Here is a 16,588-nt window from a genome sequence, read left to right as displayed (position 1 = left end):
TGGCCTTCCCGCAATCCCCCCTCCGTCGATGCTTCGCACTGCCACCTTTCCCAGAGGGGGAGGATCGGGTGATGCGCGAGACTGCTTACGCTAAGATCAATCTTGCCCTTCACGTCAGGCGGCGCAGGGACGACGGCTATCATGACCTCGAGACGGTGTTCGCCTTCGTCGATGCGGGCGATGAACTGACCGCGCGTGCCGCCGAGCGGGATTCGTTGCGGGTCATGGGCGAGTTCGGCAGTGCGCTGGACAACCCTTTCGGCAACATCGTGGCCAAAGCGCTGGCTTCTCTGCCGCATGGGCCGGGCTGGGCGGTGACACTGGAAAAGACCTTGCCTGTTGCAGCAGGCCTTGGCGGCGGGTCGGCCGATGCCGGTGCCATCTTCCGGATGGTTGAGGCACAGTTCGGACTGCCCGATAATTGGCGCGAAAAGGCTGCAAAGCTCGGCGCAGATGTGCCGGCCTGTGTCGAATCGCGCGCTTGCATCGGGCGCGGCACGGGTACGGAACTCGAACAGGTCAGCAACGATCTGGCAGGATCGCCGGTGCTGCTGGTCAACCCCCGCGTGCCGCTGGCTACAGGCCCGGTGTTTCAGGGGTGGGACGGCAAGGATCGTGGCCCGCTGGAAGGCGATAATGTGCGTGAGATGACGCTTGATGGGCGTAACGATCTCGAACCTTCAGCGCTGTCTTTGGTGCCGCAGATTGCCGATGTTCTCGCGGCCCTGAGAAGCACCGGCGCCTGGGTAACGCGCATGTCGGGCTCAGGTGCCACCTGCTTCGCGCTCTACGATTCGCCCGATCAACGCGACGGCGCGCGCGCCGCGATGGCGCCTGGGTGGTGGACGCTGGCAGGAGTGCTTCGATGAGCGAACCCTTCCGCACGGTCGGAACGCCGCGCTTTGGCGGTATTCTGGTCGTGTCCGATCACGCGTCCAACCGCGTGCCCGCCGATGTCGATCTGGGTATCGGGCCCGATCTGCTCAGCCAACACATCGCGGTCGACATCGGCGTAGCGCAAGTCGGTGTGATCATGGCGCAACGTCCCGGAATAGCAGCGTTTCAGGGCAATGTCAGCCGACTGGTCTGCGATTTCAACCGCGACGAGCACCTGCCGACGGTTGTTCCAATCGCCAGCGATGGCCACACGATTCCCGGCAACGCTCTTGATCACGCCGGTCACGAGGCCCGTCTCGCGCGTTACTTCCGGCCTTATCACCACGCGTTGGCTGAAATTCTGGACAGCGTTCCGCAGGCGCTGATCCTGTCACTGCACAGCTTCACCCCGCAGCTTGCCTCAAACGACGCCCCCCGACCGTGGCATGTCGGCGTGCTCTATAATGAAGACGATCGCGCGGCGCGTCTTGCCATCCCACTGCTGGAGGCTGAAGGATTATGCGTGGGCGATCAGCTACCTTATTCTGGTAAACTGCTGAATGCGACAATGAACCGCCACGCTGAGGCAGAAGGCCGCCCGTACCTGGGTGTCGAGGTTCGGCAGGATCTGATCGCCGATGAAGCCGGTCAGATAGAATGGGCCGAACGGCTCTCGCGGATCGCCAATCAGGTTGCGCTTGCAATCAGCTAGCCCATGGTGAGGCTTCAAGCGTTCCATCCAGACTGACATGGTTGTAATTATTACTTTCGACACGGGCCGTTGCGCTGGGATAGGGCAAGCGCCAAGTCGCCACGAAAACTGATTCCCTGTCCGGAGTTGCACCATGCCCGCCTATCGTTCACGCACCACGACCCATGGCCGCAATATGGCGGGCGCGCGCGGTCTGTGGCGCGCCACCGGCATGAAGGACAGCGATTTCGGCAAGCCGATCATCGCTGTCGTCAACAGCTTCACCCAGTTCGTGCCGGGCCACGTCCACCTCAAGGACCTCGGGCAAATGGTCGCGCGGGAAATCGAGGCGGCTGGCGGAGTTGCCAAGGAATTCAACACCATCGCAGTCGATGACGGCATCGCGATGGGCCACGACGGGATGCTCTATTCGCTGCCGAGCCGCGACCTGATCGCCGACAGCGTCGAATACATGGTCAATGCGCATTGCGCCGATGCGATGGTGTGCATCTCGAACTGCGACAAGATCACGCCGGGCATGCTGATGGCAGCGCTGCGGATCAATATCCCGGTGGTATTCGTCTCGGGCGGGCCAATGGAGGCGGGCAAGGTCATGCTGCGCGGCAAGGAAACCGCGCTCGATCTGGTCGATGCGATGGTCGCCGCCGCCGACGAAAGCTACACCGACGAAGAAGTGAAGACGATCGAGCGATCGGCCTGTCCGACGTGCGGGTCGTGTTCGGGCATGTTTACCGCGAATTCGATGAACTGCCTGACCGAGGCGCTTGGCCTGTCACTGCCGGGCAACGGATCGACGCTGGCGACCCATGCCGACCGTAAGCGCCTGTTTCTGGAAGCAGGCCGCCTCGTCGTGGATCTGTGCAAGCGGTACTACGAACAGGACGACGAAACCGCGCTACCCCGCACGATTGCGGGCTTTGAGGCATTCGAAAACGCGATGAGCGTCGACATTGCGATGGGCGGATCGACCAACACCGTGCTCCACCTGCTCGCCGCCGCGCATGAAGCCGGCGTGGACTTCACCATGACCGACATCGACCGCCTGTCGCGCAAGGTGCCTTGCCTGTCGAAGGTCGCGCCGGCCAAGGCCGACGTGCACATGGAGGATATCCACCGCGCGGGGGGGATCTACGCGATCCTTGGTGAACTGGAGCGCGCCGGTCTGCTCCACACGCACTTGCCGACGGTTCACAGCCGCACGATGGGCGACGCCGTGAATCTATGGGATATTTCCCGGACCAATGCGCCGTCAGTGCAGGAATTCTACAAGGCCGCGCCGGGCGGGGTGCCGACGCAGGTCGCGTTCTCGCAGGATCGTCGTTGGAAGGAACTGGACCTGGATCGGGAGAGCGGAGTGATCCGGTCGGCCGAGAATGCGTTCTCGCAGGATGGCGGGCTGGCGGTTCTGTCGGGCAATGTCGCGCGCGATGGCTGCATCGTCAAAACGGCGGGCGTGGACGAAAAAATCCTCAAGTTCACAGGACCTGCCAAGGTCTTCGAGAGCCAGGACGCGGCGGTTACCGGCATCCTCACCGGGCAGGTTGTCGAGGGCGATGTCGTGGTGATCCGCTATGAAGGACCCAAGGGCGGGCCGGGGATGCAGGAGATGCTGTATCCGACGAGCTACATCAAATCGAAGGGCTTGGGCGCGGCCTGTGCGCTGCTGACCGACGGCCGATTTTCCGGTGGGACTTCAGGGCTTTCGATCGGCCACGTCTCGCCCGAAGCGGCTGAGGGTGGTGAGATCGGGCTGGTCGAGAACGGCGATGTGATCGCGATCGATATTCCCGCGCGCACAATTAACCTGCTGGTTTCCGACGAGGAATTGGCGACGCGCCGCGCCGCGCAGGATGCAAAGGGGTGGCATCCGGCGAAGGAACGGCCACGCAAGGTTTCTACGGCGCTGAAGGCTTACGCCGCGATGACGACCAGTGCGGCGCGGGGGGCGGTGCGGGATATCACGCAGCTTGAGCGCAAATGAGGGTGCGGGCGCTTTGCGGGCTGGCATTTTGCGCGGCGATTGCCGCGTGTTCCCCTGCTGAGGAAGCGCCCAAGGGCCGGGTGATCGACTGCGCGTTGGCGGGTTCGATGAAGTTCCTACCGGATTGTTTTGTCGAAGATTCCCGGGTGGGCGAGCGACGATTTCTGACCGTGCGCCACAAAGACGGCGCGTTCCGGCGGTTCGAAATGGTTGACGATGGACGCGGCGTGGTTGCCGCAGACGGGGCCGATCCGGCAACGGCCGACTGGTCCTCCGAAGGCGTTCTCGAAGTCTCGGTTGGCAACGACACTTACCGTTTTCCGGCGAGGATGAAAGCCGATGCCCCGCAATCGTGACCATGTGCTGCGACAGGTCCTGACCGTCGCGCAGATGCGCGATGCCGAGAATGCGCTGATCTCGAACGGAACCAGCGTCGATGAACTGATGCAGCGTGCCGGACGTGGGGCGGGCGAATGGGTGCGGAGGATCGCCGCCGGTAGGTCGGTCACGATCCTGTGCGGTCCCGGCAACAACGGCGGCGATGGCTGGGTCATCGCGGAATACCTGTGGGGAGCCGGAAATCAGGTTAGCGTGATTGAAGCGCGTGAGGCCGCCACCGATGCGGCACGCACGGCAAGATCGCTTTATCATGGTGCCGTGCGTGCGGTGTCCGATACCTGTCAGGGCGATGTGCTGGTGGACTGCCTGTTCGGCAGCGGTCTGACGCGCGCCCTGCCGGATGACCTGCATGCGTTGCTTGCAGGGCTTGCCGCGCGCCATCCCCTGCGTGTGGCCATCGACGTTCCGAGCGGAGTGGATAGCGATACCGGTGCCGTCCTCAATGAAGGTCTGCCCGACTGGACGATGACGATTGCGCTGGGCGCATGGAAGCATGGCCATTTTGGGATGCCGGCGCGCAATAACATGGGCGCACTCAGGCTGGTCGATATTGGGGTGGATGCGCAGGCCTGCGCTGCGCGCGTGCTCAAGAAGCCGCTGATCGAGGCGCCAGCGTTCGATGCTCACAAGTATCGGCGAGGGCTCCTTGGCGTTGTCGGCGGCGCAATGCCGGGAGCAGGGCTGCTGGCGGCGCGGGCCGGGCAGCATGGCGGCGCGGGCTATGTGAAGCTTGCGGTCGAGCGTCGTTTTTTGCCAGGCTTGCCTGCCGATCTTGTGGTGACCGACCGTGGTGCGCTGCTGGGGGACGCGCGGATTGCTGCCCTCCTGGTGGGACCGGGGTTGGGCCGGGACGAGCAAGCCGAGCAGGCGCTGCGCGAGATTCTCTGCGCTGGCAGGCCGACGGTGATCGATGCCGATGCACTGGTCTTGCTGAAGCCTGGAATGCTGGGAGAAGCGGCTTGCGTCGTAACCCCGCATGAGGGCGAGATGGCGGCGCTGGAATCGTCCTTCGGGCTGGCTTCCAAAGGGTTGCGGCGGGAGCGCGCATTGGCGTTGGCGCAGGCCAGCGGCGCGGTCGTTGTGTTCAAGGGAGCAGACAGCCTGATCGCCGCGCCTGATGGGGCGTTGGTCGTATCGTCGCCAGCCTCATCATGGCTGTCGGTCGCGGGGACGGGCGATGTCCTGGCCGGGACCATCGCAAGCAGACTTGCGGTTCACGGCGATGCATTGCGCGCAGCCGAAGAAGGACTATGGCTCCACGGCGAAGCGGCGCGACTGTGTGGCGCTGCTTTTACCGCTGGCGAGCTTGCCGCTGCCATCCGACCTGCCCTTGAAGAGTGCCTTGCATGAGCGACCCCGGATTGATTGTGCGCATCGCCGCAAAAGGCGAAGGCGCGACTGCGGATGGGCGTTATGCCGCGCTGGCAGCGCCGGGCGATATCCTGCAGGACGACGGGACGCTGATCAACGGCGCGCATCATGTCGATCCGCCTTGCCGCCACTTCCCGGAGTGCGGCGGCTGCCAGTTGCAGCACTTGTCCGAAAATGCGCTGGCCGAATACGTTTCGGACCGCGTGGTGGGTGGCGCACGCGGGCAGGGGATTGAGCCGAGCAACGTGGCGGCTCCGCACCTGTCACCGCCGCGAAGCCGCCGCCGTGCGACGCTGCATGCGCAAAGCATTGGCAATCGGGTCGTGATCGGATTTCATGAGCAAGGTTCGCACAAGATCATCGACATGCGCGAATGCCATGTGCTCGCCCCTGAGATGTTCGCGCTGGTCGCTCCGTTGCGCAAGCTGCTCGAAGGTTGGGGCGGGCGCAAGCTGGCGGTCGATGTCGATCTGGCGCTGGCGGATCAGGGGGTGTCGGTCGGGCTCAAGGGGCTGAAGGTCGAGGGTCTGGCCCGAACCGAGGCGATGCTCGATTTTGCTGGTCAGAACGGACTCGCCCGTCTGGCCATCGATAGCGGCTTTGGCCCGGAAGCGACGTGGGAGCCTGAGCCGGTTACCGTGACGTTCGGTGCGACGCCGGTGTCGTTGCCGCCGGGTGCGTTTATGCAGGCGACGCGCGATGGCGAGGCTGTCCTGGTCGCAGCTGCGCAGGAGTGGCTGGCTGGTTCCGCCACCGTAGCCGATCTGTTTTCGGGGCTTGGGACGTTCGCGTTTGCGCTGGCCGGACCGGGCACGAAGGTTCTGGCCGTGGAAGCGGCGCGGGATACGCATCTGGCTTGCCAGTCGGCAGCGCGGATGCAGGGTCGGCCGGTGCATTGCCTGCACCGCGACCTGTTCCGCAATCCGCTGCGGGTGGAGGAACTGGATCGCTTCGCCGCAGTGCTGCTCGATCCGCCGCGTGCCGGCGCGCAGGAGCAGGTGGACCAGATCGCGGCAAGCAAGGTTGGGCGGGTCGTCTACATCAGCTGCAACCCGGCGAGCTGGGCGCGCGATGCGGTGCGGTTGATCGCGGGAGGCTACAGGCTGGCGGAGCTGCGACCGGTTGGGCAATTCCGCTGGTCGACGCATGTCGAGCTGGCGAGCTTGTTCGTGCGCGATTGAGGTTGCGCAAGCAACTGGCCCTGCACCATTCTTCCGCTTCCCCGCGAAGGCGGGGACCTCGGGAGGTCGCATGCAAAGGCCTGAGGCCCCCGCCTTCGCGGGGGCGCCGGTAGTCTTGAATAGTCGGTCGCTTAGAACACCACGCGTGCGGCGTGGTAGATCAGCGCGGCGAGCGCGACCGACGATAGCGCGAACAGGACGAACCTGACCGCGATCTTGTTCACGGTGACTTGCACCAGCGAGTGAGCCACCCGCAGGCCGACATAGGCCCATGCGACCGTGGCGCTGGTGCCGTTGCCGTAGCCTGCGACCGCAAGCAGCAGCGTGACGGCGTAGAACAGCGTCGGCGCTTCGTGCAGGTGGTTGTAGTTGTGCGCTTTCCACTGGACGCTGGCGGGCAGGAGATCATCGAGCGTTTTGGTCGGGTCGTTCGCCAGATCGTCAGGATTGATCTTTGCTGCGTTCATTGCCGGAATGCGCGTCACGTACATCCACAGCCACATGACCATCGTCCAGACCATCAAGGCGACGGCCGGTTGCAAGATTGCTGCGATCTTCATTGTCATTCTCCCCCGTTGTTAACCCGATCAGCCGTGTCCGAGCGTCGCTCCCAGTGCTCGGATCGCCAGCACGATCAGGCAAGCCGAGGACAGAACGAACAGCGAGAAGCGTACCGGCAGGCGGTTGACCGTGGCCTGCCAGACCGAATGGATGATGCGGATCACGACGTAGGCCCATGCGAGGGCGACATCGAGCGAGCCCGGACCCATGATCGCAAGGATTGCGACCGTCGCGTAGAACAGCGTCGGCTGTTCCATGAGGTGAGAATAGTTGTGCGATTTCCAGTTGATCTCTGGCGCAAGGACGCCTTCGAGATCCTGTCCGCGACCGCCGGGCTTGGCTTTGCCGATTCCGCCCATGCTCTTCAGCGCGGGGAGGCGGGTGAAGCCCATCCAGAACAGCATGACCAGCGACCACAGCACGAGAACAGCTGCCGGGGTCAGGATTTGCGCCTGCATCTTGCTGTCTCCCCCTTCGTATTATTACGCGGGAGAGTGCGGATTGGGCGTCACATTGTCAAATGCAACTTAATCTGACGTCATAAGCACTTGGGCGAAGGCAACGGGATCGACGTTCCCGCCCGAGAGAATCACGGCTGTGCGCCCATCGGTGGCGACCTGTCCGGAAAGGACCGCCGCCAATGCTGTTGCGCCGCCGGGTTCGACGACAAGGCGCAGCTTGCCAAAGGCGTAGCGCTGGGCCGCGCGGACCTCGGCTTCGGTAACCGCGAGGCCCTGCAGCCCCTGCGATGACATGACCGCGAAGTTGACCGGATAAGTGGCCAGCGTTTGCAGGGCGTCGCAGGCGGTAGCGGGCGGACCAGGCTCGACGCCGAGGATTTCACCCGCGGCGAGGCTGCGGCGGACGTCGTCCCAGCCTTCGGGTTCGACGGGGATGATCTCGGCCTCGGGCAGGGCGAGTGCGAGGCCTGAGGTCAGGCCCCCGCCGCCGCAGGGACACAGGACGCGTGTCGGCGGGCTGCCTGCGCGCTCGATCATCTGCGCGGCGAGTTCGAGGCCGGTGCTTCCCTGGCCTTCGATCACCCACGGGTCGCCATAGGCGTGGACGAGCGTAGCGCCGTTGCCGGCGATAATCGTCGCGGCGACTTCGTCGCGGCTTTCGCCGCCAGGGCGGTCGTAAAGGACTACCTGCGCCCCCAGCGCGCGGGTTGCGGCGAGTTTCACTTCGGGAGCATCGACAGGCATCACGATGGTCGCAGCGATCCCGAGCCGTTGCGCCGCCCATGCGACGCCTTGCGCGTGGTTTCCGCTCGATACCGCGACGACGCCGCGTTGGCGCTCTGCATCGGACAGATCGGTCAATCGGTGCCATGCGCCGCGAATCTTGAACGCTCCGACGGGCTGCAGGCTTTCGGCTTTGCACCACACGATTGCGCCGCCGGGCAATTCGAGTGGGAGCAATGGCGTGGTCGGAAGCAACTCGGCGATCTTCGCGGCGGCACGGGCCACGCCCTCGGCAGTCGGCGCGCGTGGGTTAAGAATTGGATTTGTCATGGCGATACCCTAAAGGCCCAATCCATGATTGTCCCGCGCGTCTGGAACGCGGCGACGCGAAAATGTGTTTGGAGAAGCAATGGCTAAAGTTCTCGTCATCGGCGCAGGCGGCGTCGGCTCGGTCGCGGTTCACAAGATGGCGATGAATTCGGGCATCTTTACCGGCATAGCGCTGGCGAGCCGGACCAAATCGAAGTGCGATGCGATCGCTGCTTCGGTCAAGGAGCGCACCGGCGTTTCGATCGACACCTACCAGATCGATGCCGACGATGTTGCTGCAACGACCACGCTGATCAATGAGGTCAAGCCTGTCCTCGTCGTCAATCTGGCGCTGCCGTACCAGGACCTCAACATCATGGATGCGTGCCTTGCGGCGGGCGTCAGCTACATGGACACCGCGAACTACGAGCCGATCGACGAGGCCAAGTTCGAATACAAGTGGCAGTGGGCCTATCAGGAGCGCTTCAAGGCGGCGGGGCTGATGGCGCTGCTGGGTTCGGGCTTCGATCCGGGCGTGACCAGCGTCTTCGCGACATGGCTGCGCAAGCACAAGCTGGACACGATCCGTACGCTCGACATTCTCGACTGTAATGGCGGAGATCATGGCCAGCACTTTGCGACCAACTTCAATCCCGAGATCAACATCCGCGAAGTCACCGCGCCTGCGCGCCATTGGCTGAACGGTGAGTGGGTGGAGACGCCCGCCCTGACCATCCGCGAGACGTTCGACTTCGAGGCGGTCGGCCCGAAGAACATGTATCTGATGTATCACGAGGAACTCGAAAGCCTCGCGCATCACATCCCCGAGATCGAGCGCATCCGCTTCTGGATGACCTTCGGCGACGCCTATATCACGCACCTGACCGTGCTGCAGAATGTCGGCATGACGCGGATCGACCCGGTGATGTACGAGGGCCGCGAGATCATCCCACTGCAGTTCCTCAAGGCCGTGTTGCCCGAACCTGCATCGCTGGGCGCGACGACCAAGGGCAAGACCAACATCGGCGATATCGCGACGGGCATGAAGGACGGGGTCGAGAAGACCTTCTACATCTACAACATCTGCGATCACGAAGACGCCTATGCCGAAACAGGCAACCAGGCCGTGAGCTACACCACCGGCGTTCCGGCGATGATCGGCGCGGCGCTGATGGTGCAGGGCGTGTGGAGCGGTGCGGGCGTGTTCAACATCGAACAGATGGACCCCGATCCGTACATGGACATGCTCAATGCGCACGGGCTGCCGTGGCAGGTGAAGGAACTGGCTGGGCCGCTGGCTTTCTAAAAGGGCAGGCAGGCGGTTTCGCGCAGGGGCGCAGAGGAAGCAGAGAGCGCTGAGAGGCTTGCCGATGGAGATTGATGAGGTCAGCGCTGCGGTTATCGATGTGGCGATTGGAATTCATCGCGACGTTGGGCCTGGTCTGTTCGAGTCGGTTTACGAGGCGGTGCTTGCAGGACGGCTTGAGCAACGCGGACTACACGTCGAACGGCAGGTTGCGGTTGGAGTAAGTCTTGACGGGCACTTCTATGACGCAGCGTTTCGCATCGACCTCATGGTCGAGCGGCAGCTGATCGTAGAGGTCAAGGCGATCGAGCAGTTGAGCAAGGCTCACGCGAAGCAGTTGCTTACCTATCTGCGTTTGATGAATCAGCCCGTCGGGCTGCTTCTCAACTTTTCAGGGGCGACGATGAAAGAAGGTATCCGCCGAATGGTCAACAACTACAGGCCGGATCAGATCTCCGCGATCTCTGCCTCCTCTGCGCCTCTGCGCGAAACACTTTGAATAGGCGAACGTGATGGAAACAAAGGCCGGTGATCCGGGCGCGTTTGCCCACTTTGACCTGATGCGGGTCGATAGCCCGTCGTTCGTGGTCGATGCCGCGAAGTTGCGGGCCAATCTGGCGGTGCTGGCCGACGTGCGCGACCGGGCCGGGATTAAGGTTCTGGCGGCGCTTAAGGCGTTCTCGATGTGGCGTGTTGCGCCCATTGTCGGGGAATATCTCGACGGCGTGTGTACGTCTGGGCTGTGGGAAGCACTGCTCGCGGCCGAGCACTATCGCGGTGAGATCGCCACGTACTGTGCAGCCTACAAGGCGGGTGATATGCCCGAGGTCCTGCGGCTATCGGACCATGTGATCTTCAATACGCCGGGGCAGCATGAGCGCTTCAAGGGCGAGATCGCGGCGGCGCGGTCGCGGGGGGATGTGTTCGACATAGGGCTGCGGGTGAACCCGCTCCACGCGGAGGGCGAGGTGCCCCGCTACGACCCTTGCGCGCCGCATTCGCGTCTGGGCTTTCCGGTGGACCAGTTGCTGCCGGAGCATCTCGAGGGCGTTTCGGGGCTGCATTTCCACACGCTGTGCGAACAGGATTTCGAGCCCCTTGAGCGGACCTGGGAAGCTCTGCTGCCCCGGATCGAGCCTTATCTCGGGCAGCTCAAGTGGCTGAACTTCGGCGGTGGGCATCACATCACTCGCGCCGACTACCAGCGCGATGATCTGGTCGAGTTCCTCAAGGCTGTGAAGGCGCGCACCGGGTGCGAGATCTATCTGGAGCCGGGTGAGGCCGTGGCGCTCGACGCCGGGATACTGATCGGCACGGTGCTGGATACGCACTGGAACGGGATGCCGCTGGCGATCACCGACATTTCGGCAACGTGCCATATGCCCGATGTGATCGAGGCGCCCTATCGTCCGGCGATGCTGGGCGAGTTGCCGATTGACGAATACGAGGACGGGCAGGGTGATGCGCCGGTACGTCTGGGCGGGCCTTCGTGCTTGGCCGGAGACGTGATCGGCGATTACCGGATGCCGGTGGCGACTGAACCGGGGGTGCGGTTCGCGTTCCTGGATCAGGCGCATTATTCGATGGTCAAGACGACCACGTTCAACGGCGTACCGCTGCCGTCGATCTGGCTGTGGGACAGCGAGACCGACGCGCTGGAGAAGGTGCGCGGCTTTTCCTACGAGGACTTCCGCGACCGCCTTTCGTAAGGCATGCTGCCCGGCAACGATAAGTGTGCGGGAGATGGGCATGGTTGACGAAACGCTCGATGGGTTGAGCAGCGATCCCGTGCGGATGGGCTGGATGCAGGGCTTTCCGCCGCCTGCTGACAAGCTGCTGCTGGCCTCGCGTGCCGATCACATGCGCTTTCCGATGATCCGCTGGGCCTATTCGAACATGCGCCAGTTTTCGCCATCGCGGCGGGTGGCGGCGGGCGGTGGCGAGCCGTTCGCGCGGGCGATCCGCGATGGTCTGGCCGGGGTGTCATTCACGCCACTCGGGGCTGATACGCCGGTTTCGTTCGAGCAATCGCTGACGCAGGCGTTCACGGATGGGATCATGGTGCTTCACCGGGGCGAGGTGGTGTTTGAGCGCTGTTTCGGCGTGACCGGACCCGACACGCGGCACATTGCGTTCTCCGTTACCAAGAGCTTCGTCGGGACGATTGCCGAGATGTTGGTCGAGGAGGGTCGGCTCGATCCGGCGGTGCTGGTTGCGAGCCTTCTCCCGGAACTGGCAGACTGCGGGTTCGGCGATGCGACCGTGCGGCAGGTGCTCGACATGACGACGGGGCTGGCGTTCTCAGAGGACTATGCCGATCCCAATTCGGGCATCGGCGCCTATAGCGCTGCGCTGGGGCTTACGCCGCGCCCTGTGGGATATGCAGGCGCAACCGATCTGTGGGGCTACCTGCCGTCCATCGCCAAGGCGGGCCAGCATGGCGCCGGGTTCACCTATCGCACGCCGAATACCGATGTGCTGGCGTGGATGATCAGCCGGATCGAGGGGCGTGACTTTGCCGATGTGTTGACGCAGCGCCTGTGGCAGCCGCTTGGAATGCTGGGGGATGCCGACCTGATCGTGGACGGCGCAGGAGCGCCATTTGCAGGCGGGGGACTCAACATGCGGCTGGAGGATCTGGCGCGGTTCGGCGAAGCGATGCGGTTGGGCGGGCTGGGGGTGATCCCGGCGGGCGTGGTCGAGCGCATCCGTGCGGGTGGCGATCCTGCGCATTTCGACCCTGTACGCTATCCCCAATTGCCGGGGTGGAGCTATGGCAGCCAGTGGTGGCACGCGATGGATGACGACGGTTGTTTCAGCGCGCGGGGCATTCACGGGCAGACGCTGTGGGTCAATCCGCGTGCCGAAATGACGATTGCGCGATTCGCATCTCATCCGATTGCGGCAAACGGGGCGAACGATCCGCTTTCGCTTCCGGCATGGTCAGCGTTGGCTGCTACGCTAAGTCGCTGATAAAATACGATCTGTCTGGAATTGTTTCATTTTTCAGACAGTCGCATCACTGGCTGAGTTTTTCACTTGATGTTCAGCGAGGGGGGGCTATTTACGCCTCTCGCTGCCCCATGGGGACTTCCAAACCGCAAGGCAGCCTTGTTCAACGTTCCGTTTGGGGGTCCCTTGAGTTGCACATCTATCCTGATGCATTGGCTGTAGTTGGCGCATCCGCGCCTGACCAACCCGCCATTTTGAACCGACCGCACGCCGCCGCGCGCGCCGCCCGCTTCTTCGTCGAGAAGTTTCCGGGCAAGTCGCTTTATGCAGTGAAGGCAAACCCTTCGCCCGATCTCCTGCGCATCCTGTGGGACGCCGGAGTGACGCATTACGACGTCGCTTCGGTGGTCGAAGTGCGTCTGGTGCGCGAGACTCTGCCGGACGCGACGCTGTGCTTCATGCATCCGGTGAAATCGGCAGGCGCGATCCGCGAGGCCTATCACAGCCACGGCGTGCGCGTGTTCAGCCTCGATTCGCTCGAAGAACTCGAGAAGATCAAGGACGCCTGCGACAACGCCGAGGATCTGACGCTGTGCGTCCGCCTGCGCGTGTCGTCGGAATATTCCGAACTGAGCCTTGCCTCGAAGTTCGGATGTGACCTGACCCAGGCCGCAGAACTGCTCCAGGCGACCCGTCAGGCCGCTGACTCGCTCGGCGTGTGCTTCCACGTCGGCAGCCAGTCGATGAGCCCGCACGCCTATGTGCAGGCGCTCGAGCGCGTGCGGGCGGCGATCGTCGACGCATCGGTGCTGGTCGACATCATCGATGTCGGCGGTGGCTTCCCGTCGATCTATCCCGGCATGGAACCGCCCCCGCTCGAAGACTACTTCGGCGTGATCGACCGTACCTATGAATCGCTGCCGGTTTCGTACTCGGCAGAACTGTGGTGCGAGCCGGGCCGGGCGCTGTCTGCCGAATACAACTCGATGATCGTGCGCGTCGAACGCCGCCGCGGGACCGAGCTGTACATCAACGACGGGGCCTATGGCGCGCTGTTCGATGCGGCACACGTGGGCTGGCGCTTCCCTGTGCGCGTGTTGCGCAATGAAGTCGCCAATGACGTCGATATCGGCGTGGCCGAGATGGAGCCGTTCAGCTTCTACGGCCCGACCTGCGACGACATGGACCACATGGAAGGCCCGTTCGAACTGCCGGCGGACATCCGTGCGGGCGATTACATCGAGGTCGGCATGCTCGGTGCCTACGGCGCTGCGATGAAGACCGCGTTCAACGGCTTCGGCGCAACGGACGTGTTCGAAGTGTCGGATGAACCGATGTCGAGCCAGTACCGTGGCGACCGCCGTGATCCGCGCGTCTCGGACAACGTGGTTTCGCTGCGCTGATTTAGCGTGGTTTGAGTTGAGAAAAGGCCCTGCCGTGAGGTGGGGCCTTTTTCGTTGGAGCCGCAATTGCTGACGGGAAACGTCAGTCAGAGAAGAGAACGGGTTTCGCGCAGAGGCGCAGAGGAAGCAGGGGGCGCTGAGGGTCTGGGCAACACAGCCTCCTAGCCAAATACTCCGCCAACCGCGCCTCAAGATCGACGCCGATTGGGAGAGCGGCCTTGCCGCCAGCACTACATCTCCGCGCTCTCCGCTTCCTCCGCGCCTCTGCGCGAAACAATTTCGGGCTTTTGTTTTTCAGAACCCCACGAACCGTGCCGCATCATCCACGCTCTTGCGCTCGCTGACCACCGCGTTCGCCGGAAAGTCCGGGTCGGGCCAGCCGAGCGCGACCGCTTTCATGATCACCTGATCGTCGGGAATCGCGGCGTGTTCGCGCACCACCGGGGATTGCATGATGCCCTGTGAGTTGATCACGCAGCCCAGGCCGCGCGACCATGCTGCGTTGACCAATGCGGTGGTGACCGCGCCGCAATCGAAGGCCGTGTCGTCGCTGCCCGAGAGTTCGCGGTCGTAGGTGACGATCACGCAGACCGGGGCGTCGAACTGGCGGAAGCCACGCAGCACCCAGTCCTGTCGCGCGGCCGGATCGTCGCGGGCGATGGCCATCGCGCTGAAAAGTTGCTTGGCGACGTGGACCTGCCGTTCGCGATGAACGCCTGCGAAGGCCTCGCCACGGCGGAATTCGCGTGAATCGGGTTCACCTGCGAGGATGCGTTCGGTGTTGCCCTTGCGGATCCGGTCCAGCGGCTCGCCAGTGATGACATGGAAGTGCCAGGGCTGGGTGTTCATCGACGTCGGCGTGCGCAGCGCGAGCGCGAGGATTTCCGTGATCAGTTCACGCGGGACGGGTTTGTCGAGATAGCCGCGGATCGAGCGGCGTCCGAGGACAACCTCGTCGTAAGTCTGCGCTGCCATGCCGTCTCCCGAATTAACTGCCCGGTTAAGGTTAGCGCGCGGATCGGGAATGGCAAGCCGAACCAAAAAAGCCCTCCGGCAAGGGGAGGGCTTTTTGGTTGGTGCGTCGTGTAAGTCTACGCCGCCTGCTGCAGTTCCAGTTCCATGCGCTGCCAGATCTCGACCAGCGCCTCGGTCAGCTCGGTCATCATCGCTTCGGTGTGCGATGGGCCGGGGGTAAAGCGCAGGCGTTCGGTGCCGCGCGGCACGGTCGGGTAGTTGATCGGCTGCACGTAGACGCCGTATTCGGCGAGCAGAATATCGGCGATCTTCTTGGCGCGAATCGGATCACCGACCATCAGCGGCACGATGTGCGTGGTCGACGGCATGACCGGCAGGCCCGCGTCGGCAAGCGACTTCTTGAGGAAGGCGGCCGAAGCCTGTTGGCCTTCGCGTTCGACGCTCGACGACTTGAGGTGGCGGACGCTGGCGAGCACGCCTGCGACGAGCACCGGCGAGAGCGAGGTCGTGAAGATGAAGCCGGGAGCGTAGGAGCGGATCACGTCGATGATCCGTGTGTCGGCGGCGATGTAGCCACCCATCACGCCGAACGCCTTGCCCAGCGTGCCTTCGATGATGTCGATGCGGTGCGCGGCCTGATCGCGATCGGTGATGCCGCCGCCGCGCGGGCCGTACATCCCCACCGCGTGGACTTCGTCGATGTAGGTGAGCGCGTTATACTTTTCGGCAAGGTCGCAGATCGCGTGGATCGGAGCGACGTCGCCATCCATCGAGTAGACCGATTCGAACGCGATAAGCTTGGGCACCGATGGATCGGTTTCGGCGAGCAGTTCCTCGAGATGCTCGACGTCGTTGTGACGGAACACCTTCTTTTCGGCGCCCGAATTGCGGATGCCCGCAATCATCGAGGCATGGTTGAGTTCGTCCGAGAAGATGACGCAGCCCGGCAGGATCTTGGCGAGGGTGGACAGCGTCGCGTCGTTCGAGACGTAGCCCGAGGTGAACAGCAGCGCGCCATCCTTGCCGTGGAGGTCGGCGAGTTCACCTTCAAGCTGGATGTGGTAGTGGGTGTTGCCGCCGATGTTGCGCGTGCCGCCCGAGCCCGCGCCAACATTGTGCAGCGCCTCTTCCATCGCCTCGATCACCTTGGGGTGTTGGCCCATGGCAAGATAGTCGTTCGAGCACCACACCGTGATCGGCTTGGGTCCGTTGTGTCCGGCAAAGCAGCGCGCGTTGGGATAGGCTCCCTTGTTGCGCAGGATGTCGATGAAAACGCGGTAGCGGCCTTCCGAGTGCAAACGCTCGATAGCTGAATCGAAAACCTGATCGTAATTCACCCCGCCGCTCCTTCCTCAAACAAGGACATTGCTGTCCCTGA

16 protein-coding genes are annotated in these 16,588 nt (G+C 63.5%); 11 read left to right on the top strand and 5 right to left on the bottom strand.

The window, feature by feature from the left end:
• Nucleotides 1-71: 71 nt before the first annotated feature.
• The 6 genes from GGQ88_RS07540 (at nucleotide 72) to GGQ88_RS07515 (ending at nucleotide 6,520) form a co-directional block, all read left to right on the top strand.
• Nucleotides 72-869, top strand: a complete 798-nt coding sequence (locus GGQ88_RS07540; protein ID WP_183612547.1) for a 4-(cytidine 5'-diphospho)-2-C-methyl-D-erythritol kinase — start codon at nucleotides 72-74, stop codon at nucleotides 867-869.
• The gene (locus GGQ88_RS07535; protein ID WP_183612546.1) at nucleotides 866-1,588 is read left to right on the top strand and encodes an N-formylglutamate amidohydrolase; all 723 of its coding nucleotides are present in this window, start codon (nucleotides 866-868) and stop codon (nucleotides 1,586-1,588) included. The genes GGQ88_RS07540 and GGQ88_RS07535 overlap by 4 nt, the downstream gene beginning before the upstream one ends.
• A 133-nt stretch (nucleotides 1,589-1,721) precedes the next feature.
• Complete coding sequence (ilvD, locus tag GGQ88_RS07530; RefSeq protein WP_183612545.1) at nucleotides 1,722-3,569, top strand: dihydroxy-acid dehydratase; 1,848 nt, start codon at nucleotides 1,722-1,724, stop codon at nucleotides 3,567-3,569.
• Nucleotides 3,566-3,925 (top strand): hypothetical protein, encoded by a 360-nt coding sequence (locus GGQ88_RS07525; RefSeq protein ID WP_183612544.1) that lies wholly within the window; start codon nucleotides 3,566-3,568, stop codon nucleotides 3,923-3,925. Before ilvD ends, GGQ88_RS07525 begins: the two co-directional genes overlap by 4 nt.
• Entirely contained in the window at nucleotides 3,909-5,318 is a 1,410-nt protein-coding gene (locus GGQ88_RS07520; protein ID WP_183612543.1) for an NAD(P)H-hydrate epimerase, read from the top strand. The genes GGQ88_RS07525 and GGQ88_RS07520 overlap by 17 nt, the downstream gene beginning before the upstream one ends.
• Nucleotides 5,315-6,520 carry a class I SAM-dependent RNA methyltransferase gene (locus GGQ88_RS07515; RefSeq protein ID WP_183612542.1) on the top strand — a complete coding sequence of 402 codons (1,206 nt, stop codon included), beginning with the start codon at nucleotides 5,315-5,317 and terminating at the stop codon, nucleotides 6,518-6,520. Before GGQ88_RS07520 ends, GGQ88_RS07515 begins: the two co-directional genes overlap by 4 nt.
• Nucleotides 6,521-6,651: 131 nt before the next feature.
• On the opposite strand, the gene GGQ88_RS07510 is transcribed toward GGQ88_RS07515, so the two are convergent.
• From GGQ88_RS07510 to GGQ88_RS07500, 3 genes are all read right to left on the bottom strand, one after another.
• Nucleotides 6,652-7,080, bottom strand: coding sequence for an MAPEG family protein (locus GGQ88_RS07510; RefSeq protein ID WP_183612541.1), 429 nt, complete (start codon nucleotides 7,078-7,080; stop codon nucleotides 6,652-6,654).
• Between the two features lie 27 nt (nucleotides 7,081-7,107).
• Nucleotides 7,108-7,539, bottom strand: coding sequence for an MAPEG family protein (locus GGQ88_RS07505; protein ID WP_183612540.1), 432 nt, complete (start codon nucleotides 7,537-7,539; stop codon nucleotides 7,108-7,110).
• 69 nt (nucleotides 7,540-7,608) lie between these two features.
• Nucleotides 7,609-8,595, bottom strand: coding sequence for a threonine ammonia-lyase (locus tag GGQ88_RS07500; RefSeq protein ID WP_183612539.1), 987 nt, complete (start codon nucleotides 8,593-8,595; stop codon nucleotides 7,609-7,611).
• Between the two features lie 79 nt (nucleotides 8,596-8,674).
• Between GGQ88_RS07500 and GGQ88_RS07495 the strand changes: the two genes are divergently transcribed.
• The 5 genes from GGQ88_RS07495 to GGQ88_RS07475 all read left to right on the top strand — a co-directional run bounded on the left by GGQ88_RS07495 (nucleotide 8,675) and on the right by GGQ88_RS07475 (nucleotide 14,235).
• Nucleotides 8,675-9,880: a saccharopine dehydrogenase family protein gene (locus GGQ88_RS07495; protein WP_183612538.1), complete on the top strand. Its 1,206-nt coding sequence runs from the start codon at nucleotides 8,675-8,677 to the stop codon at nucleotides 9,878-9,880.
• Between the two features lie 64 nt (nucleotides 9,881-9,944).
• The gene (locus tag GGQ88_RS07490; RefSeq protein ID WP_183612537.1) at nucleotides 9,945-10,379 is read left to right on the top strand and encodes a GxxExxY protein; all 435 of its coding nucleotides are present in this window, start codon (nucleotides 9,945-9,947) and stop codon (nucleotides 10,377-10,379) included.
• A 13-nt stretch (nucleotides 10,380-10,392) separates the two neighbouring features.
• Nucleotides 10,393-11,589 carry a carboxynorspermidine decarboxylase gene (locus tag GGQ88_RS07485; protein WP_183612536.1) on the top strand — a complete coding sequence of 399 codons (1,197 nt, stop codon included), beginning with the start codon at nucleotides 10,393-10,395 and terminating at the stop codon, nucleotides 11,587-11,589.
• 40 nt (nucleotides 11,590-11,629) lie between these two features.
• Nucleotides 11,630-12,853, top strand: a complete 1,224-nt coding sequence (locus tag GGQ88_RS07480) for a serine hydrolase domain-containing protein (RefSeq protein ID WP_183612535.1) — start codon at nucleotides 11,630-11,632, stop codon at nucleotides 12,851-12,853.
• 170 nt (nucleotides 12,854-13,023) lie between these two features.
• Nucleotides 13,024-14,235: a type III PLP-dependent enzyme gene (locus GGQ88_RS07475; protein ID WP_183612534.1), complete on the top strand. Its 1,212-nt coding sequence runs from the start codon at nucleotides 13,024-13,026 to the stop codon at nucleotides 14,233-14,235.
• A gap of 294 nt (nucleotides 14,236-14,529) precedes the next feature.
• Here GGQ88_RS07475 and GGQ88_RS07470 read toward each other — a convergent pair whose 3' ends face one another.
• On the bottom strand, nucleotides 14,530-15,210 hold the full coding sequence (locus GGQ88_RS07470) for a nitroreductase (protein WP_183612533.1): 681 nt from the start codon (nucleotides 15,208-15,210) through the stop codon (nucleotides 14,530-14,532).
• Between the two features lie 116 nt (nucleotides 15,211-15,326).
• Nucleotides 15,327-16,547, bottom strand: a complete 1,221-nt coding sequence (gene hemA / locus GGQ88_RS07465) for a 5-aminolevulinate synthase (protein ID WP_183612532.1) — start codon at nucleotides 16,545-16,547, stop codon at nucleotides 15,327-15,329.
• Nucleotides 16,548-16,588: the final 41 nt, after the last annotated feature.

The sequence above is a fragment of the Novosphingobium hassiacum genome (genome assembly GCF_014196055.1).
GTDB lineage: Bacteria > Pseudomonadota > Alphaproteobacteria > Sphingomonadales > Sphingomonadaceae > Novosphingobium > Novosphingobium hassiacum.
Note: the sequence above shows the minus strand (reverse complement) of the source record. Positions and strands in the feature narration are given on the sequence as shown.